Source organism: Pseudomonas sp. MPB23 (assembly GCF_046605395.1).
Lineage (GTDB): Bacteria > Pseudomonadota > Gammaproteobacteria > Pseudomonadales > Pseudomonadaceae > Aquipseudomonas.
In genome coordinates this window covers 3904265-3921205 of the sequence record NZ_CP176771.1, presented here as the reverse complement: position 1 = coordinate 3921205, position 16941 = coordinate 3904265, and the positions used below count along the sequence as shown (strand labels likewise).

At 63.0% G+C, this 16941-nt stretch carries 15 protein-coding genes; 10 read left to right on the top strand and 5 right to left on the bottom strand.

Annotation, left to right across the window (positions count from 1 at the left end; genetic code table 11):
• Positions 1-46: 46 nt before the first annotated feature.
• From ACLH0J_RS17785 to ACLH0J_RS17770, 4 genes are all read left to right on the top strand, one after another.
• Positions 47-646 (top strand): dimethylamine monooxygenase subunit DmmA family protein, encoded by a 600-nt coding sequence (locus ACLH0J_RS17785; RefSeq protein ID WP_411388364.1) that lies wholly within the window; start codon positions 47-49, stop codon positions 644-646.
• Positions 643-1611, top strand: coding sequence for a PDR/VanB family oxidoreductase (locus tag ACLH0J_RS17780; RefSeq protein WP_411388363.1), 969 nt, complete (start codon positions 643-645; stop codon positions 1609-1611). Before ACLH0J_RS17785 ends, ACLH0J_RS17780 begins: the two co-directional genes overlap by 4 nt.
• Positions 1612-1624: 13 nt before the next feature.
• Positions 1625-2665: a heme-dependent oxidative N-demethylase family protein gene (locus ACLH0J_RS17775; protein WP_411388362.1), complete on the top strand. Its 1041-nt coding sequence runs from the start codon at positions 1625-1627 to the stop codon at positions 2663-2665.
• Between the two features lie 103 nt (positions 2666-2768).
• Positions 2769-4295 carry an APC family permease gene (locus ACLH0J_RS17770; RefSeq protein ID WP_411388361.1) on the top strand — a complete coding sequence of 509 codons (1527 nt, stop codon included), beginning with the start codon at positions 2769-2771 and terminating at the stop codon, positions 4293-4295.
• An 89-nt stretch (positions 4296-4384) separates the two neighbouring features.
• Here ACLH0J_RS17770 and ACLH0J_RS17765 read toward each other — a convergent pair whose 3' ends face one another.
• From ACLH0J_RS17765 to ACLH0J_RS17750, 4 genes are all read right to left on the bottom strand, one after another.
• On the bottom strand, positions 4385-4933 hold the full coding sequence (locus tag ACLH0J_RS17765) for a cupin domain-containing protein (protein ID WP_010563061.1): 549 nt from the start codon (positions 4931-4933) through the stop codon (positions 4385-4387).
• Positions 4934-5195: 262 nt separating this feature from the next.
• Positions 5196-6476 carry an NAD(P)/FAD-dependent oxidoreductase gene (locus tag ACLH0J_RS17760; RefSeq protein WP_411388360.1) on the bottom strand — a complete coding sequence of 427 codons (1281 nt, stop codon included), beginning with the start codon at positions 6474-6476 and terminating at the stop codon, positions 5196-5198.
• Between the two features lie 59 nt (positions 6477-6535).
• The gene (locus tag ACLH0J_RS17755; protein WP_411388359.1) at positions 6536-8026 is read right to left on the bottom strand and encodes an aldehyde dehydrogenase; all 1491 of its coding nucleotides are present in this window, start codon (positions 8024-8026) and stop codon (positions 6536-6538) included.
• Positions 8027-8059: 33 nt separating this feature from the next.
• Positions 8060-9436, bottom strand: coding sequence for a glutamine synthetase family protein (locus ACLH0J_RS17750; protein ID WP_411388358.1), 1377 nt, complete (start codon positions 9434-9436; stop codon positions 8060-8062).
• A 265-nt stretch (positions 9437-9701) separates the two neighbouring features.
• On the opposite strand from ACLH0J_RS17750, the gene ACLH0J_RS17745 reads away from it, so the two are divergent.
• The 6 genes from ACLH0J_RS17745 to ACLH0J_RS17720 all read left to right on the top strand — a co-directional run bounded on the left by ACLH0J_RS17745 (position 9702) and on the right by ACLH0J_RS17720 (position 15453).
• Entirely contained in the window at positions 9702-10463 is a 762-nt protein-coding gene (locus tag ACLH0J_RS17745) for a gamma-glutamyl-gamma-aminobutyrate hydrolase family protein (RefSeq protein ID WP_411388357.1), read from the top strand.
• A gap of 246 nt (positions 10464-10709) precedes the next feature.
• Positions 10710-11852, top strand: a complete 1143-nt coding sequence (locus tag ACLH0J_RS17740; protein WP_411388356.1) for an ABC transporter ATP-binding protein — start codon at positions 10710-10712, stop codon at positions 11850-11852.
• A 44-nt stretch (positions 11853-11896) separates the two neighbouring features.
• Positions 11897-12778 carry an ABC transporter permease subunit gene (locus ACLH0J_RS17735; RefSeq protein WP_411392853.1) on the top strand — a complete coding sequence of 294 codons (882 nt, stop codon included), beginning with the start codon at positions 11897-11899 and terminating at the stop codon, positions 12776-12778.
• The gene (locus ACLH0J_RS17730; RefSeq protein WP_411388355.1) at positions 12775-13665 is read left to right on the top strand and encodes an ABC transporter permease subunit; all 891 of its coding nucleotides are present in this window, start codon (positions 12775-12777) and stop codon (positions 13663-13665) included. The genes ACLH0J_RS17735 and ACLH0J_RS17730 overlap by 4 nt, the downstream gene beginning before the upstream one ends.
• A gap of 236 nt (positions 13666-13901) precedes the next feature.
• On the top strand, positions 13902-14888 hold the full coding sequence (locus ACLH0J_RS17725) for a DUF6602 domain-containing protein (protein WP_411388354.1): 987 nt from the start codon (positions 13902-13904) through the stop codon (positions 14886-14888).
• A gap of 40 nt (positions 14889-14928) precedes the next feature.
• Positions 14929-15453 (top strand): DUF2867 domain-containing protein, encoded by a 525-nt coding sequence (locus tag ACLH0J_RS17720; protein ID WP_411388353.1) that lies wholly within the window; start codon positions 14929-14931, stop codon positions 15451-15453.
• A 67-nt stretch (positions 15454-15520) separates the two neighbouring features.
• On the opposite strand, the gene ACLH0J_RS17715 is transcribed toward ACLH0J_RS17720, so the two are convergent.
• Entirely contained in the window at positions 15521-16861 is a 1341-nt protein-coding gene (locus ACLH0J_RS17715; protein ID WP_411388352.1) for an ABC transporter substrate-binding protein, read from the bottom strand.
• Positions 16862-16941: the final 80 nt, after the last annotated feature.

The following is a 16941-nucleotide window of genomic DNA, read 5'->3' as shown; positions in this document are numbered from 1 at the left end:
ATCGAAACCGGGCCCTGTGAAGCCCGGCAGTTCTGGAGGCACAACAATGCTAATAACCGGTATCAAGAGCCGGCCGGTCTACGACGAGCTTCGCCCGCTTTGCGGTGGTAACCACCACATCATCGCGGGCCAGGGCAGCGGCGGCAGCACCCTGCTCCGTCTGCTCGCCGAGATGCCGCGCACCGCGCCGATCCGCGTGCTCTATTCCACAGAGAGCTTCTCCGGGCACAACCACCTGGAAGCGCTCCAGGCTGTCGACGGCGTGGAGTTGCGGGTCTACCCGAGCAACCGCGCCCTGGTCGACGACCTGCACGTCTTGCTCGATCAGTCGCGTATGGGCTCGCGCCTGTACCTGGCCGGATCGGAAAGCTTCATCGGCACCGCCATGCAGGCCGCCACCGCGATCAACCTGAACACGGATGAAGTGCTGCGCGAGCACTGCGGCTCGTTCGTGCGCCGCGTCTGGTGCGTGCACTGCGACGGCTACACCGAGAACGTCACCCAGCGCGTCTTCGAGTGCCCGCACTGCGCGCGCACCCTGGTGGTCCGCGACCACTACTCCCGCCGCCTCGCCGCCTTCCAGGCCGTGAAGGCTGACGCTGAAGTCCCCGGCGAGCTGCCGGAAACCGAGGAACTCGACACATGAGCCAGTCCAGCGGAACCCTCAATGTCCGCGTCGCCCGTATCGAGGCGGTCACCCCAGAGATCAAGCGCTTCACCCTGGTCTCCCGCGATGGCGGGCACCTCCCGCCGTTCTCCGGCGGCAGCAACGTGGTGGTGCTGATCCCCCACGAGAGCGGCACCTACCGCAACGCCTACTCGCTGATGAGCTCGCCCTACGACGCCAGCGCCTATCAGATCGCCGTGCGTCGCGTGGAAGACGGTCGCGGCGGTTCCCAGCGCATGCACGACGCGGTGAAGGAAGGCGACGAGCTGGAAATCCTGCGCCCGGTGAACCTGTTTCCGCTGAGCAAACACGCGCGCCTGCACCTGTTCATCGCCGGCGGCGTGGGCATCACGCCGATCTGCTCGCAGTTGGCCGAGCTGCGCCTGCGCGGCACGCCCTTCGAAGTTCACCTGGCGGTGCGCGGCGCCGAACACGCACGCCTGGGTGAAGAGTTGCAGCGCGACTACGGCGATGCGGTGCGCCTCTACCACACTGACCGTGGCGAGCGCCTGGACATCCACGCCGTACTGGCCGACCGCCCGCTGGGCAGTGACGTCTACGTCTGCGGCCCGGAAGGCATGATCCAGGCAACGATCGACAGCGCCCACGCCCATGGCTGGACCGACAGCCACATCCACTATGAGCGGTTCCTGGAACAGGGCAGCTCCGGCGTCGCCTTCAGCGTGACCCTGGCGCGCAGCGGCGCGACCCTCGAGGTCTCGCCCGACCAGAGCCTGCTGGAAGCCGCCGAAGCCGCCGGCCACGAGCTCCCCTACCTGTGTCGCGGCGGCGCCTGCGGCATGTGCGAGACCGCCGTGCTCGAACTGGACGGCGAGATTCTCCACACCGACGACTGGCTGTCCGACGAAGACAAAGCCACCAACAAAAAAATCATGCCCTGCGTGTCGCGTGCCAAGTGCTCGCGACTGGTCATCGACTGCTGAACGGAGAACGACCATGACCATCCAATTCCGCCCCGACGAAACCTATCGCGACGACTACACCTACGCGAACAGCCCCGAGTGCATCGCCCGCGCGCCCTTCCCGTTCCCGGACGACGAGTACATGTACTCGATGAATCTGGAACCCCATGTCTCGGTGGGTGATGGTGCGTTCAGGGCCGTCTTCGACATCGACGAGCACTACATCAGCGAATGCCGCGACCGTGCCATCACCCTGGAGAAAGACCCGGGCATGCACTACGTCTCGGCGCCGCACATGATGGAAGCACAGTGGGACCTGCTCGAACTGATCATGCAAGCCTATGCCCAGGACTATCCCGAGTACTTCACCCTGGCGCGCGACGGCACCCGCTGGCACTGGACCAACAAGCTGCTGGGCATCGACGACACCTTCACCTTCGGCGATCCGACGACCCTGCCCTACGAGCCGATGGAGTACATCACCCGCCAGGCCCAGGGCGATTGGGTGCTGCAGGAGGAGCGCGATGGCACGCTTTACTGGGGCGCCGGCATCGCCACCCAGCGCGCCGATTATTCCCTGCGTTTCAACCTCGGCATGGCCTGGCACGAGTTCCACGGGCCAGTGCCATTGGTGAAGGAAACCGGGATGCTCGACCGCGCGTTGAAGTTCCTGCTGCGCCTGCGCTGTGGCCACCCGGTGCGACGACTGAACTGGTCGCTGACCGTCAACCCGCGCCTTGACGTCTCCGCCGAAAGCCTGCCGGACTGGGCGCCGGACCGCACCCTGGTGACTGCCGAGAACGCGGGCAAGCGGGTCTACCTGCGTATCGAGCTGCAACCGCTGCACCGTCTGCCGCGCAGCAACGCCATCGTGTTCCCGATCCGCACCTACCTGCTGAACCTGGAAGACATCGCCACCAACCCGGCCTGGGCCAAGCGCATGCACCGCGTGCTCAAGTCCCTCAACCAGGACCTGGTGGACTACAAGGGCTTCACCCGTTACCGCGATGCCGCTGTCGAGTGGCTCTCGCAGTTCGACGACGGCAGCGACGAGGAGATGGTCAAGGCCGTCTGACCGCGCTTCACCCATAACAACAAAAAAAGCTCTTCCATGAGCACCGGCGGGCCTGAGCCCGCCGTCCAAGCAAACGACTGCCATTCAAATGAGGAAAAATAATATGAGTGGGTCTTCTGCGGCGCGTGTAACCGCCACCCTCGACCAGGACGCCGAGCAACTGCGTGCGCTCGGCTACAGCTCCAACTTCGACCGCAGCATGAGCCTGTGGGAAAACTTCTCGCTCGGCTTCACCTATCTGTCGCCTGTGGTCGGCGTCTACACCTTGTTCGGCCTGTGCCTCGCGGCTGGCGGCCCGCCGATGTTCTGGTCCTACCTGCTGATCGGCCTCGGCCAACTGCTGGTGTGCCTGGTCTTCGGTGAAGTGGTTTCGCAATTCCCCATCTCCGGTGGCGCGTACCCCTGGGCACGTCGCCTGGTGGGCAAACGCTGGGCGTGGATGGTCGGCTGGGTGTATGCCTGGGCGCTCTGCGCCACCATCGCCGGCGTTGCCATCGGCGCCGGTCCGTACCTCGCCGCGATGCTGGGCTTCGAGCCCCATGCCAACGCGAACATCTACATCGCCCTGGTGCTGATCCTGCTCTCAACCGGCCTCAACCTGGTGGGTACCCAACTGCTGGCGCGCGTGGCCATGTTCGGCTTCCTCTGCGAACTGGTCGGCGCCATCCTGGTGGGCGCCTACCTGTTGGTGTTCGAACGCCATCAACCGTTCAGCGTGCTGTTCGACACCTTCGGGATCAACGTTAACGGTTCGTACCTGCCGGCGTTCCTCGCGGCGTCCCTGGCGGGGCTGTTCCAGTACTACGGCTTCGAGGCCTGCGGCGATGTGGCCGAAGAAACCCCCAACCCCGGCAAGCGCATCCCCAAGGCCATGCGCATGACCATTTACATCGGCGGCTCCGCAGCGATGTTTGCCTGCCTGGCGTTGATCCTCGCGGTACCGGACATCCAGAAGGTCATCGCCGGCGTGGACACCGACCCGGTTGCCACCATCCTCGCCAATGCCTTCGGCCCGGTCGGCTCGAAGCTGGTCATGGCGGTGGTGATGGTGTCCTTCATCTCCTGCGTGCTCAGCCTGCAAGCCGCCGCCAGCCGCCTGCTGTTCGCCTACGCCCGTGACGAGATGATTGTCGGCAGCCACCTGCTCAAGCGCCTTTCCGCCAACCATGTGCCGTCCTTCGCCCTGGTGGTCAGCGGTGTGGTGCCGGCTGCCATCGTGTGCCTGGGCCTGTTCATGGCCGACGCCGTGGCCACCATCGTCGGCTTTGCCGCGATCGGTATCTACGTCGCCTTCCAATTGATCGTCGTTGCCGCGCTGATTGCCCGCGCCAAGGGCTGGCGGCCGAGCGGCCAGTTCAGCCTGGGCGGCTGGGGCCTGTTGGTGAACCTGGCTGCGCTGATCTACGGCGTCGCCGCCATCGTCAACATGGTGTGGCCGCGCAGCCCGGATGCGGCCTGGTACATCAACTACTCGATGATCCTGACCACCGTGGTGGTGGTGGGTTCGGGCTTCCTGTACATGCTGCTGGCCAAGCCCTATGACAAGGGCACGGCACCGGCCGGTGATGCGTGGAAGTTCTCCAAGCCCACCGCAAAGGCGGCTGACGTCACCAACGTGGCGGCGCGCTGACCCTCTCGCTTGTCTACCCCTCTCCCGCACATGGGAGAGGGGCCTGCCGAAGAACGCTGGTGGCCCGCCGCCACATACCACCTCTCGACCTAGAAGTTCGCCGGCGTATTCGCGCTGATGATCTCCGCCTCGTCCTGCCCGATATTGCGAAACCGGTGGGGCAAGGTGGTGGGGAAGTAATAGCCATCCCCTGGGTTCAGGATGCTGACCTGGCCATCGACGGTGAGTTCGACGGTGCCCCGGGTCACAAGACCGCACTCCTCGCCTTCGACATGCACGATCGGCTCTTCGCCGGAGCTGGCGCCGGGCGCGTATTGCTCGCGCAGAAAGCGCATCTGGCGGCTGGGGATCGGTGCGCCCACCAGCAGCAGGCGCAGGCCGTCGCGGCCCAGGTCGGGCTGTTCGTTGGCGCGGAAGACGTATTGGTGTTCCCGTGGCGGCTGGTCGAAGGTGAAGAAGTCCGCCAGGGACATGGGGATGCTTTCCAGCAGCTTTTTCAAGGAACTGACGGAGGGGCTGACGCGATTCTGTTCGATCAGGGAAATGGTGGCGTTGGTCACACCGCTACGACGGGCCAGCTCACGCTGGGAGAGTTTGTAGCTTTCGCGAACGAGTTTGAGTCGGGTACCCGTGTCCATAGCGGCCTTATGTAAGGAGGTGATTGTAGCGGCGTTTATCGGTTGCGATAGCTCTGCGGGAGCCTGGGCGGGTACGGGCCGGCAAGGTGGCGAACGTCGCCGATTGTCTGGCCCGGGAACCTGAAAGGGGGCTATTAAATCACGTTTATGGATGGAGCTGTAGCCGTGCCGAAGATGCCTGTGCGCAGGCGAAAAACCAAGCCCGCCACCCCCGCCGAATACGGCGCGGGCTGGGGCTTGCGGTGCTCAGGCAACGGGCAGGTCAAATACCGAAGCGGTCGCGCAGGGCGTAGTAGGCAGCGCCCATGGCAGTCAGCGGGGCCTGGAAGGTGCGGCCGCCGAACATCGGCATGTGTGGCAGGGAGGCAAAGGCGTCGAAGCGCTCGGCGTCACCGCGGATCACTTCGCTGATCAGCTTGCCCGCCAGGTGCGAACAGGTGACGCCGTGGCCGCTATACCCTTGCATATAGTAGGCGTTCTTTTCGATACGCCCGAATTGCGGCATGCGCGACATGGTCAGCAGGAAGTTGCCGGTCCAGCGGTAGTCGATCTTGACGTTTTTCAGTTGAGGGAAGGTCTTGAGGATCTTCGGCCGGATCAACTGTTCGATATCGGCCGGCTCGCGAGCGCCATAGACCACGCCGCCGCCGTACAGCAGACGGTTGTCAGCGGTCAGGCGGTAATAGTCGAGCAGGTAGTTGCAGTCTTCGACGCAGTAATTGTGGGTAATCAGGCTGCGCGCGACTTCCGCCGACAGCGGCTCGGTGACCACGATCTGCGAACCGCAGGGCATGCTTTTGCGGGTCACCCGAGGGTCGAGATTCTGCGGCAGGTAGGCGTTGCCGGCGATCAGCAGGTACTTGGCGCGCACCACGCCTTTTGCCGTACGCACCACGTTGGGTTCGCCGTAAGTGATGTTCTCGGCGGCCGATTGCTCGAAGATCCTGCCGCCCAGACCGATGATGGCGCTGGCTTCGCCCAGGGCCAGGTTCAGCGGATGGACGTGGCCACCCTGCTTGTCCAGCAGGCCGCCGATGTAGTTTTCACAGCCCACTTCGCCGGCGATGTCCTTGGCGTCGAGCAGTTGCAGGTTGCGGTTGCCGTAGCGCTCCCAGCTGCGTTTCTGTTCGGCCAGGCCTTTGAATTGCTTTTTGTTCAGCGCGGCGAAGATCCCGCCCGGGTGGTAGTCGCACTGGATGTCGTAATGCTGGATGCGCTGGCGAATGATATCGGCGCCTTCGAACATCATGCTGCCGAGGATTTCGGCGCTCTTTTCGCCGTAGCGCTGTTCGATGACATCCACATCACGGCTGTAGGAGTTGACCAGTTGCCCGCCGTTGCGCCCGCTGGCGCCAAACCCGACCTTGGCCGCTTCGAGCACGGTGACGCTGTAACCGGCTTCCGCCAGGAACAGCGCCGACGACAGGCCGGTGTAGCCAGCGCCAATCACACAGACATCGCACTCCACCGACTCTTCAAGCACAGGAAAGTCGCCAGTGTGGTTGCGGGTCGCGGCGTAGTAGCTGTTGACATGGGTTTGCATGGTTGAGACTCCCTGGCGATCGGCCGGCACGGGCCGGCAATCGCCGTTGTTATTTGGGCTTAGAGCTTGATCCAGGTGGCTTTGAGCTCGGTGTACTTATCAAAGGCGTGCAGCGACTTGTCGCGGCCATTGCCCGACTGTTTAAAGCCGCCGAACGGCGCGGTCATGTCGCCGCCGTCGTACTGGTTGACCCACACACTGCCGGCGCGCAGGCCCCGGGCAAAGCGGTGGGCGCGACTGAGGTCGGCGGTCCACACCGCAGCCGCCAGGCCGAAGATGCTGTCATTGGCGATCGACAGCGCTTCCTCCTCGGTGTCGAAGCTGATCAGCGACAACACCGGGCCAAAGATTTCTTCGCGGGCGATGGCCATGGCGTTGGTCACGCCGTCGAAAAGCGTCGGTTCCACGTACTGGCCGCCGGTGTCTTGCAGGGTGCGCTGGCCGCCTACCAGCAGTTGAGCGCCCTGCTCCTTACCGATCTCGATATAGCGCAACACGTTATCCAGTTGCCGCTGATCGACCACCGCGCCGACCTTGGTCGCCGGGTCCAGGGGATGCCCCGGCTTCCAGGCCTTGAGCGCCTCCACCAGCAACGCAATGAACGGCTCGCGAATCGAACGCTGCACCAGCAGGCGCGAACCGGCCACGCAGACTTCGCCCTGGTTGAAGGCAATCGCGGCCGCTGCCGCTTCTGCCGCGGCGCGCAAGTCCGGGGCATCGGCGAACACCACGTTGGGGCTCTTGCCACCGGCCTCCAGCCACACCCGTTTCATATTGCTCTGGCCGGAATACACCAGCAGTTGCTTGGCCACCCCGGTCGAACCGGTAAAGGCCAGCACGTCCACATCGTTATGCAGGGCCAGCGCCTTGCCAACGGTGTGGCCGTAACCCGGCAACACGTTGAACACGCCTGGGGGAATACCGGCCTCGAGTGCCAACTGGGCCAGGCGGATCGCGGTCAGCGGCGACTTTTCCGAAGGCTTGAGGATGAACGAGTTACCCGCCGCCAGGGCCGGCGCGAACTTCCAACTGGCCATGATCATCGGGAAGTTCCACGGCACGATGGCCGCCACCACGCCGCAAGGTTCACGGGTGATCAGGCCCAACTGGTCGTGGGGCGTGGGCGCCACTTCGTCGTAGAGCTTGTCGATGGCCTCGGCGCTCCAGCGGATCGCGTTGGCGGTGGCCGGTACGTCGATGGCCATGGAGTCGCCAATCGGCTTGCCCATGTCCAGGGTTTCCAGGAGCGCCAGTTCTTCCTGGTGCGCGAGGATCAGATCGGCGAAGCGGATCAGCACGCGCTTGCGCGCCGCCGGGGCCAGCAGGCGCCAGCTCCCGGACTCGAACGCGCGGCGTGCGGCGAGCACCGCCGCGTCGGCGTCGGCCTCATCGGTGCTGGCGACCTTGGCCAGAAAACGCCCGTCCACCGGGCTGATGCTGTCAAAGGTCGCGCCGCTGGCGGCCCAACGGTACGCGCCGTCGATAAAGGCCCGGCCTTCAAGGTCCAGGGACTGGAAGTACTGCTCCCAGTCATTGCGATGCTTAGTCATATGCAGTGCTCAACGCAAAAAGAGGGAGGGCCGTCAGACCGTGTGCAGGTACCAGTTGTACTCAAGGTCGGAGATCGAGTTCTCGAACTCGGCCAGCTCGCTTTCCTTGCACGCCACGAACACGTCGATGTACAGCGGGTCGATGTAGCGCGCCATGACTTCGCTGTCGTCCAGCTCACGCAGGGCATCGCGCAGGTTGTTGGGCAGGCTCTGTTCGTTCTGCTCGTAGGAGTTGCCTTCGACCGGCGCCCCTGGCTCGATCTTGTTGGTCAGGCCGTGGTGAATACCGGCCAGCACCGAAGCCATCAGCAGATACGGGTTGGCGTCGGCACCGGCCACCCGGTGCTCGATGCGCACGGCATCCGCCGAACCGGTCGGCACGCGCACGGCCACGGTACGGTTGTCGATGCCCCAGCTCGGCGAGTTCGGCACATAGAACTGCGCGCCGAAACGGCGGTAGGAGTTGACGTTCGGGCACAGGAACGCCATCTGCGCCGGCAGGGTTTCCAGCACGCCGCCGATGGCGTGACGCAGGGCGTCGTTGGTTTCGGGGTCTTCGCTGGCGAAGATGTTGTTGCCCTGTTTGTCGAGGATCGAGATGTGCACATGCAAGCCGTTACCGGCCTGGCCCGGATAGGGCTTGGCCATAAAGGTGGTGTCCATCTCGTGGTCGTAGGCGATGTTTTTCACCAGGCGCTTGAGCAGTACCGCGTAGTCGCAGGCTTTGATCGGGTCGCTGACGTGGTGCAGGTTGACCTCGAACTGCGCCGGCGCGCTTTCCTTGACGATGGCGTCGGCAGGGATGCCCTGCTCTTTCGCGCCTTCAAGGATGTCTTGCAGGCAATCGACGTATTCGTCGAGGTCATCGATCAGGTAGACCTGGGTCGAATGCGGGCGCTTGCCGGAGATTGGCGAGCGCGGCGCTTGCGGGCGGCCGTTCACGTTGTCCTGGTCGATCAGGTAGAACTCCAGCTCGAACGCGGCGCAGATGGTCAGGCCCAGTTCGTCGAACTTGCTCACCACCTGGCGCAGCACTTCCCGTGGGTCGGCGAAGAACGGCTGGCCTTCGAGTTCATGCATGGTCATCAACAGTTGCGCGGTGGGGCGCTTCTGCCAGGGCTCGATGCACAGGGTGTCGGGGATTGGGTAGCAGATGCGGTCGGAGTCACCGATATCCAGGCCCAGGCCGGTGCTTTCCACGGTGGAGCCGTTGATGTCCAGGGCGAACAGCGACGCGGGGAGGTTGATGCCTTTTTCGTACACCTTGTGCAGCGCAGTGCGCTCGATGCGCTTGCCGCGCACTACGCCGTTCATGTCTGCAATCAGCAGATCGACGTAGAGGACTTCAGGGTGTTTTTTCAGAAAGGCGTTGGCTTCGTTGAGCTGAACGGTACGCAGTGGGACCGACATGATGCACCTATGTGTTAATTATTATGTTCAAACCTATTGAGTCGCAGCAGTCAATCCGAAAGGCAAACTGAAGTCAATAGCCAACACAGGCGGCCATCCGTTAATTATATTGATACCTGCAAGGCCAACACCGAGCGAAGACCCAATCAATCATCACGATCAACCCGGCAAGCGTTTAGAATTTTTTACATGAAAGTTGTTAATTAAAATCAACGGAGATAAGCTCTGGAAAAACTCGTCCAGCGTGAATTTCGAGGTGATAAAAATGGCACTCAAGCCATTGATCGGTGTTACAGCGTGCGTCAAAGAGATTGGCTTGCACCCCTACCATGTCAGCGGCGACAAGTATTTGCGCGCTGTCAGCGTCGCGGCCCTCGGGCTGCCGGTGATCATCCCTTCCCTGGCGGACCTCTGCGAGATCAAGGATCTGCTGCACTACGTCGACGGCCTGCTGTTCACCGGCTCGCCGTCCAATGTCGAACCCTTCCACTATCAAGGCCCTCCCAGCGCGCCGGGCACCGCCCATGATCCGCAGCGCGACGCCACCACCCTGCCCCTGTTGCGCGCAGCGGTGGCGGCCGGCGTGCCAGTGCTCGGTATTTGCCGCGGCTTCCAGGAAATGAACGTGGCCTTTGGCGGCAGCCTGCACCAGAAGGTGCATGAACTGCCGGGCTACCGGGACCACCGCGAAGCCGACGACCCACGTATCGAAGTCCAGTACGCCCCGGCGCACCCGGTGACAATCCAGCCCGGCGGCGTGTTCGAGGCCATGGGCCTGGCCGGCGAGATCCAGGTCAACTCGATCCACAGTCAGGGCATCGACCGCCTGGGCGATGGCCTGCGGGTCGAGGCCATTGCCCCGGATGGCCTGATCGAAGCCGTTTCGGTGGCGCACAGCCAGGCGTTTGCCTTCGGCGTGCAGTGGCACCCGGAATGGCAGGTTCTGTCGAACCCGGCCTACCTGCGTATTTTCCAGGCTTTTGGCGATGCCTGCCGGCAACGTGCCGCGCAGCGCCTGCCCCTTTAACCCAAGGCGGCCCGCACAGGGCTGCACACACAGATTCACCGATTGACACGCCCTGCCCACGCGGCGCGCGCACACCAGTGTGTGCTCGCCGTGCGGCGTGACCGGCAACACCCGAACAACAACAAGCAAGGCCAGGCAGCCAGGACGGCGGCGCCGAATAAACCTGCACGGCAATGAGCGTGCAGGTTTGCAATCAACCTTATTAAGTCAGGCCGCATTGGCCCGACGACCTGTTGGGAGTTTCACATGGCAAACGCCTCCAGCATTTATCGCAAGGCTCTGGAAGGTCATCAGCAACCGCAAAAGGTACTGATGAAGATCGACCGCGTGACCAAGAAGTTCGATGAAACCGTGGCCGTGGACGATGTGTCCCTGGAGATTCACCAGGGCGAAATCTTCGCCCTGCTGGGCGGTTCGGGTTCGGGCAAGTCCACCCTGCTGCGCATGCTCGCCGGTTTCGAGCGGCCCACCGAAGGCCGCATCCTGCTGGATGGCGTGGACATCACCGATATGCCGCCCTATGAGCGGCCGATCAACATGATGTTCCAGTCCTATGCCCTGTTCCCGCACATGACCGTGGCCCAGAACATCGCCTTCGGCCTCAAGCAGGACCGCCTGCCGGCCAGCGAGATCGAGGCGCGGGTCGAGGAAATGCTCAAGCTGGTGCACATGACCCAGTACGCCCGACGCAAACCCCACCAGCTCTCCGGCGGCCAGCGCCAACGTGTGGCCCTGGCCCGCTCCCTGGCCAAGCGCCCGAAACTGCTGCTGCTCGACGAGCCCATGGGCGCCCTGGATAAAAAGCTGCGCTCGCAGATGCAACTGGAGCTGGTGGAGATCATCGAACGCGTCGGAGTGACCTGCGTGATGGTGACCCACGATCAGGAAGAAGCCATGACCATGGCCCAACGCATCGCCATCATGCACTTGGGCTGGATCGCCCAGCTCGGCAGCCCGGTGGACATCTACGAAGCGCCGGTAAGCCGCCTGGTGTGCGAATTCATTGGTAACGTCAACATCTTCGACACCCAGGTGGTCGACGACGCCGAAGGCCACGCGGTGCTCCAGTGCCCGGACCTGGACCGCGACATTTACGTGGGCTACGGCATCGCCACCGCGGTGGAAGACAAGTCGGTGACCTACGCCATCCGCCCGGAAAAACTACTGGTCACCACCCAGATGCCGACCTGCGAGCACAACTGGTCCAGCGGCAAGGTGCACGACATCGCCTACCTCGGCGGCCACTCGGTGTTCTACGTAGAACTGCCGAGCGGCAAGCTGGTGCAGTCGTTCGTGGCCAACGCCGAACGCCGTGGCCAGCGGCCGACCTGGGGTGATCAGGTCTACGTATGGTGGGAAGACGACAGCGGCGTGGTACTGCGAGCATGAGTACGTCGACCATGAGCCCTGTCCATAAGGCATTGACCCGTGTGCTGCCCAGCGGTCGCAAGCTGGTGATCGGCATTCCCTTCCTCTGGCTGTTCCTGTTTTTCATGCTGCCGTTCTTCCTGGTGATGAAGATCAGCTTTTCCGAAGCGGCCTTGGCGATTCCGCCCTACTCGGAGATCTACAGCTTCGTCGACCAGAAATTCCACGTGCTGCTCAACCTGGGTAACTACAGCCTGCTGGGCGCCGACGACCTGTACATCTCGGCCTACCTGGGCTCGCTGAAGATCGCCCTGCTCAGCACCCTGATGTGCCTGGTGCTCGGTTTCCCCATGGCCTACGGGATTTCCAAGGCGCGCAAGGAAACGCAGAACGTGTTGCTGCTGCTGATCATGATGCCGACCTGGACCGCGATCCTGATCCGCGTCTATGCCTGGATGGGCATCCTCAGCAACAACGGCCTGCTCAATGCCTTCCTGATGTGGAGCGGCCTGACCTCAAGCCCGGTTGAGATTCTTAATACCAACACGGCGGTGTATATCGGCGTGGTCTACGCCTACCTGCCGTTCATGGTGCTGCCGCTGTACGCCAACCTGGTCAAGCACGACCAGAGCTTGCTGGAAGCCGCTTCGGACCTGGGTTCGAGCAACTTCAACAACTTCTGGAAAATCACCGTGCCCCTGGCCAAGAACGGCATCGTGGCCGGCTGCATGCTGGTGTTCATCCCGGTGGTCGGCGAGTTCGTGATCCCGGAACTGCTCGGCGGCCCGGAAACACTGATGATCGGGCGCGTGCTGTGGCAGGAGTTCTTCAATAACCGCGACTGGCCGGTGGCGTCCGCCCTGGCGGTGGTGATGCTGGCGATCCTGATTATTCCCATCTTGCTGTTCAACCGCAGCCAGGCCAAAGAAATGGAGGCACGGGCATGAAGCGTTTCAATTTTTCGACCCTGATGCTGGTGCTCGGCTTGTTGTTCATCTACTTGCCGATGCTGATTCTGGTGATCTACTCGTTCAACGAATCCAAGCTGGTGACGGTGTGGGGCGGTTGGTCGCTCAAGTGGTACCTGGGCCTGCTGGACAACACCCAATTGATGGGCTCGGTGGCGCGCTCCCTGGAGATTGCCTGCTACACCGCCGTGGCCGCCGTGGCCTTGGGCACCCTGGCCGCCTTCGTGCTGACCCGGGTCACGCGCTTCAAGGGCCGCACGCTGTTCGGCGGCCTGGTGACCGCGCCGCTGGTGATGCCGGAAGTGATCACAGGGCTGTCGCTGTTGCTGCTGTTCGTGGCCATGGCGCAGATGATCGGCTGGCCCCAGGAACGTGGCATCGTCACCATCTGGATCGCCCACACCACCTTCTGCGCCGCGTATGTGGCGGTGGTGGTGTCGGCGCGCCTGCGCGAGCTGGACCTGTCCATCGAAGAAGCAGCCATGGACCTTGGCGCACGGCCGCTGAAGGTATTTTTCCTGATCACCATCCCGATGATCGCGCCGTCGTTGGCGGCGGGCGGCATGATGTCGTTCGCCTTGTCCCTGGATGACCTGGTGCTCGCCAGCTTCGTCTCCGGGCCCGGCTCCACCACCCTGCCGATGGAAGTGTTTTCCGCCGTGCGCCTGGGGGTCAAACCGGAGATCAACGCCGTGGCCAGCCTGATTCTGCTGGCGGTGTCCCTGGTGACCTTCATGGTCTGGTATTTCAGCCGCAAGGCCGAAGCCAGCCGCAAGCGTGCGATCCAGGAAGCCATGGACCAGACCGCCAGCGAAGCCTGGCAGCCGCACCCCCAGCAGCCACAACGCACACCCGCGACGGCCTAGGCGTCGCACCCTGCTTCCGTTCCCGTCACGCCTTACCACCGTGACCTTTGCTGTGGACGGCTTCACCCGGCTCCCTCAATGTAGGGTGAACCTTTGGCGCCTTCGGGCGCCTTTTTTGCGTTCGGTTGGCGTGGCCCCAAGCCCAGGCGAAAAAAGGCGACGGCAGGTCAGTTCGGTCGATTGCCGTCAGAGATGGCAGAATGAAAGCCTCGCCCGCCCATACAGGACAGCGCTCGATGAGCCAGACCCCCACCAGCACCAATCCATGGACCGCCTACGTCACCGCCAGAATGGCGGCGCTGATCGTCGAATCCAAAAGCATCAATGCAGCCTTTGGGCACAACACGCTGCGCGGCTCCGCCAGGGAATTATTCGTCAAGCAATTCCTGCGGCCATTCCTGCCGCCGCAGATCGGCATCGGCACCGGCGAAATCATCAATCACCTGGGTCAGCGCTCCAAGCAAGTTGATGTCGTGTTGTACAACATCGACCGGATCGCGCCGGCACTGGTCAACGGCAGCGACGCGGGGGTCTTCCCCTGGGAATGCGTGATTGCCGTCATTGAAGTGAAAAGCCGCTTGACCGCCCAGGTCTGGGAAGACGCCCACCTCAATGCCTACAGCGTCGATCAGATCTACAAGGACCTGGCCGAGCCCGACCTACAGATCAACGGCAAAAGGCTGAACGAAAACAAGCTCAGCACCACGCCCATCCCCTACTACGTGTTTGGCTTTGACAGCGACCTGAAGGACGAAACTGAAATCAAGACCGTCTCGAACGGCAGACAGCCCTTCGATATCGGGCAAGAAGGCGCAAGACTTTTCAGTTCGTTCGACGCCCTCAAGGCCAAAGCACGCGAACGCGACGAGATTCAGGAAACGATCAAGAACCATCCGCCGGCCACGCCAGAGCAGAAGAAAAAACTGCGAGAGCTGCCGGCTGGTGACTTGCATGCCGACAACAGCAATGTGCTTGGCGTGTGCGTGGCCGGCAAAGAGTGGACGCACGGCCATATTCATTTTGACGATCGCGTTGATCCACGCTACGCCGTGCCGAATTACAGATTCATATCGAATTGGAACTTTCATTGGAGCACCGCGCTGAGCAAGGAAAAACTCGAGGATGTCCTGCACTTTCTCGGGCACTTGATCGAGCTTTCGTGCGAAATGCCCAAGTGCACACGGCACTACAGCCTGGCGCGCTACCTCGTCGAACCCAAATAACAATGCGCCACCTACGCTCAATGGCCTAAGGACAGACCTTATGAAATCCCGCGTCAGCCGCTGCGCCCTCCCGCCCGACTCAAGCATTGCCCGCCATGCTGCGGGCGCCCGTTTCATCGATTGCCAGAGCGCCTTTGCCGATGACCGCGAGCGCAGCGCCTTGCGTCACGGATTGCGGCTGATGGCCCGCACACCGGCTTGGATCGACCGCCTGATGGCGCTGCGCAATCGACTGGTGCAAGTGTTTGGCCTCAAGGACCTCGGCAGGCTGACCCGCATCGACCTTGAGCGCGCGGACGCCGACTATCGACCCGGCGACCGGGTGGGGATTTTCACCCTGGTGTCGCAAACCCTCGACGAAGTGGTGCTGGTCGACCAGGACCGGCACCTGGACGTGTACCTGGCCATCAACCGCATGCCACTCGACCCGCAAGGGGCCCGGCGGGTGGTGCTGTCCACTCTGGTCCATCCGCACAACTGGCTGGGCCGCCTGTATATGCTGCCGGTGGCGCCCTTCCATCGCTTCATCGCGCCACGCATGCTGGCGATGCTCAATCAGCCCTAGGGTTGCCTGCGTGCCAGCGCTGCGCAGGGTGGATAGGCCGGTCTCCGGCAGCGGCGTGATCAGCGCCTCACTCAGCCGCGCAGTTGCGCGCCGTGAGGCCTTTTTCCTGGGCATACGCGGCTGATTTGGCTTCGATCAGCGGACGCAAGGTGGCGCGGTCGGCCTGGACCCAATCGCTCACCAGCACCCACTTTTGCCCGTCCCACTGTTGCACCCGCGCCGAACCGCCGCCTTCGTGGTCGGCGCAAGACAGCTTCAACGGTGCCAGCAAACCTTCGAGGCCCAACGCTTTGATGCGCGCGGCGTCGATGTCCAGGTGCTCGAACGCCCAGCGGGTTTCTTCGCCGTTCAGCGCACGGTTGCCGAACTTGGCCTGGCCGGTGCGCAGGGCTTCGACGGCAATGGCGGCGTTGATCAGGCCGATGTTGTAGTAGACCTTGCCGAAGTAGCTGGTGTCCTTGAGGTTGCTCTTGCCCGGGTCGAGGATGAACTGCTTGAGTCTGCGGTGGATCTCGAAGTTATCGCCGCCGGGAAATGGCGCCAGCGCCTGATAGCCTTTGGCGGCGGTGCCGGCGGGAATCACGTCGGCTTCGGAGCCGGCCCACACATCACCGATCAACCGATCCGCCGGGATGCCGAAGCGTACGGCGGTCTTGATGCCGACCGGCGTGGACACGCCCCAGGTGCGCAGAAACACCCAGTCCGGATTGATCTGGCGCACCTGGCGCCATTGGGTCGATTGCTCGTTGCCGGGGTCTGCCACCGGGATCTGGATGTTCTCGAAACCATACTTTTGCGCCAGCAATTGCATGGCGGCCTGGGTTTCGCGACCGTAGGCAGAATCGTGATAGACCGTGACGATCTTCTTGCCCTTGAGCTTGTCCGGGCCGCCTTCGCGCTGGGCGATGTAGTTGATGCCCACCGAAGCCTGGCCGTAGTAGTTGAGCAGCAGCGGGAACGCATAAGGGAACACGCGGCCGTCAGTGGACTCGGTGCGTCCGCCGGCGCCGTCGATCAACGGGATATGGTCAACGGCAGCGCGGTCCATCAGCGCATAGGACGCCGGCGTACTGTGGGTGAAGAAGAAACCGGTGGGCGCGCCGTCCTGGCCGGCTTTGTAGCGCTCGTAGCATTCGATGATGCGGTCGGTCTTCCACTCGGTCTCGCACTCCTGCCAGACCAGCTTGACGCCGTTCACACCGCCTTCGACTTCGTTGATGTAGCGGAAGTAGTCGATCTCCCCCGCCCACCACGGAATGCCGCTGGAGGCATAGGCGCCGACCCGGTAGGTGGCCAGTGGGATGAACTGTTGATCGTTGGCGGCCTGGGCCGCTGCGGGCAGCAGGCCGCCCAGGGTGCCGAGGGCGACCAGGCTGGCGATAAGTGTGCGTTGCAAGGTTGTGTGCATGGTGTGGTTTCTTAACGAAGGTGGGTGTTTCCTCCCGTTGTCGGGTCAGCGTCAACTGACCGCAAACACAATTCATGCCA

What these genes read in the sequence shown, in the direction of transcription:
- ACLH0J_RS17785 (WP_411388364.1), top strand. Translation starts at nt 47, where the DNA reads ATGCTAATAACCGGTATCAAGAGCCGGCCGGTCTACGACGAGCTTCGC.
- ACLH0J_RS17780 (WP_411388363.1), top strand. Translation starts at nt 643, where the DNA reads ATGAGCCAGTCCAGCGGAACCCTCAATGTCCGCGTCGCCCGTATCGAG.
- ACLH0J_RS17775 (WP_411388362.1), top strand. Translation starts at nt 1,625, where the DNA reads ATGACCATCCAATTCCGCCCCGACGAAACCTATCGCGACGACTACACC.
- ACLH0J_RS17770 (WP_411388361.1), top strand. Translation starts at nt 2,769, where the DNA reads ATGAGTGGGTCTTCTGCGGCGCGTGTAACCGCCACCCTCGACCAGGAC.
- ACLH0J_RS17765 (WP_010563061.1), bottom strand. Translation starts at nt 4,933, where the DNA reads ATGGACACGGGTACCCGACTCAAACTCGTTCGCGAAAGCTACAAACTC.
- ACLH0J_RS17760 (WP_411388360.1), bottom strand. Translation starts at nt 6,476, where the DNA reads ATGCAAACCCATGTCAACAGCTACTACGCCGCGACCCGCAACCACACT.
- ACLH0J_RS17755 (WP_411388359.1), bottom strand. Translation starts at nt 8,026, where the DNA reads ATGACTAAGCATCGCAATGACTGGGAGCAGTACTTCCAGTCCCTGGAC.
- ACLH0J_RS17750 (WP_411388358.1), bottom strand. Translation starts at nt 9,436, where the DNA reads ATGTCGGTCCCACTGCGTACCGTTCAGCTCAACGAAGCCAACGCCTTT.
- ACLH0J_RS17745 (WP_411388357.1), top strand. Translation starts at nt 9,702, where the DNA reads ATGGCACTCAAGCCATTGATCGGTGTTACAGCGTGCGTCAAAGAGATT.
- ACLH0J_RS17740 (WP_411388356.1), top strand. Translation starts at nt 10,710, where the DNA reads ATGGCAAACGCCTCCAGCATTTATCGCAAGGCTCTGGAAGGTCATCAG.
- ACLH0J_RS17730 (WP_411388355.1), top strand. Translation starts at nt 12,775, where the DNA reads ATGAAGCGTTTCAATTTTTCGACCCTGATGCTGGTGCTCGGCTTGTTG.
- ACLH0J_RS17725 (WP_411388354.1), top strand. Translation starts at nt 13,902, where the DNA reads ATGAGCCAGACCCCCACCAGCACCAATCCATGGACCGCCTACGTCACC.
- ACLH0J_RS17720 (WP_411388353.1), top strand. Translation starts at nt 14,929, where the DNA reads ATGAAATCCCGCGTCAGCCGCTGCGCCCTCCCGCCCGACTCAAGCATT.
- ACLH0J_RS17715 (WP_411388352.1), bottom strand. Translation starts at nt 16,861, where the DNA reads ATGCACACAACCTTGCAACGCACACTTATCGCCAGCCTGGTCGCCCTC.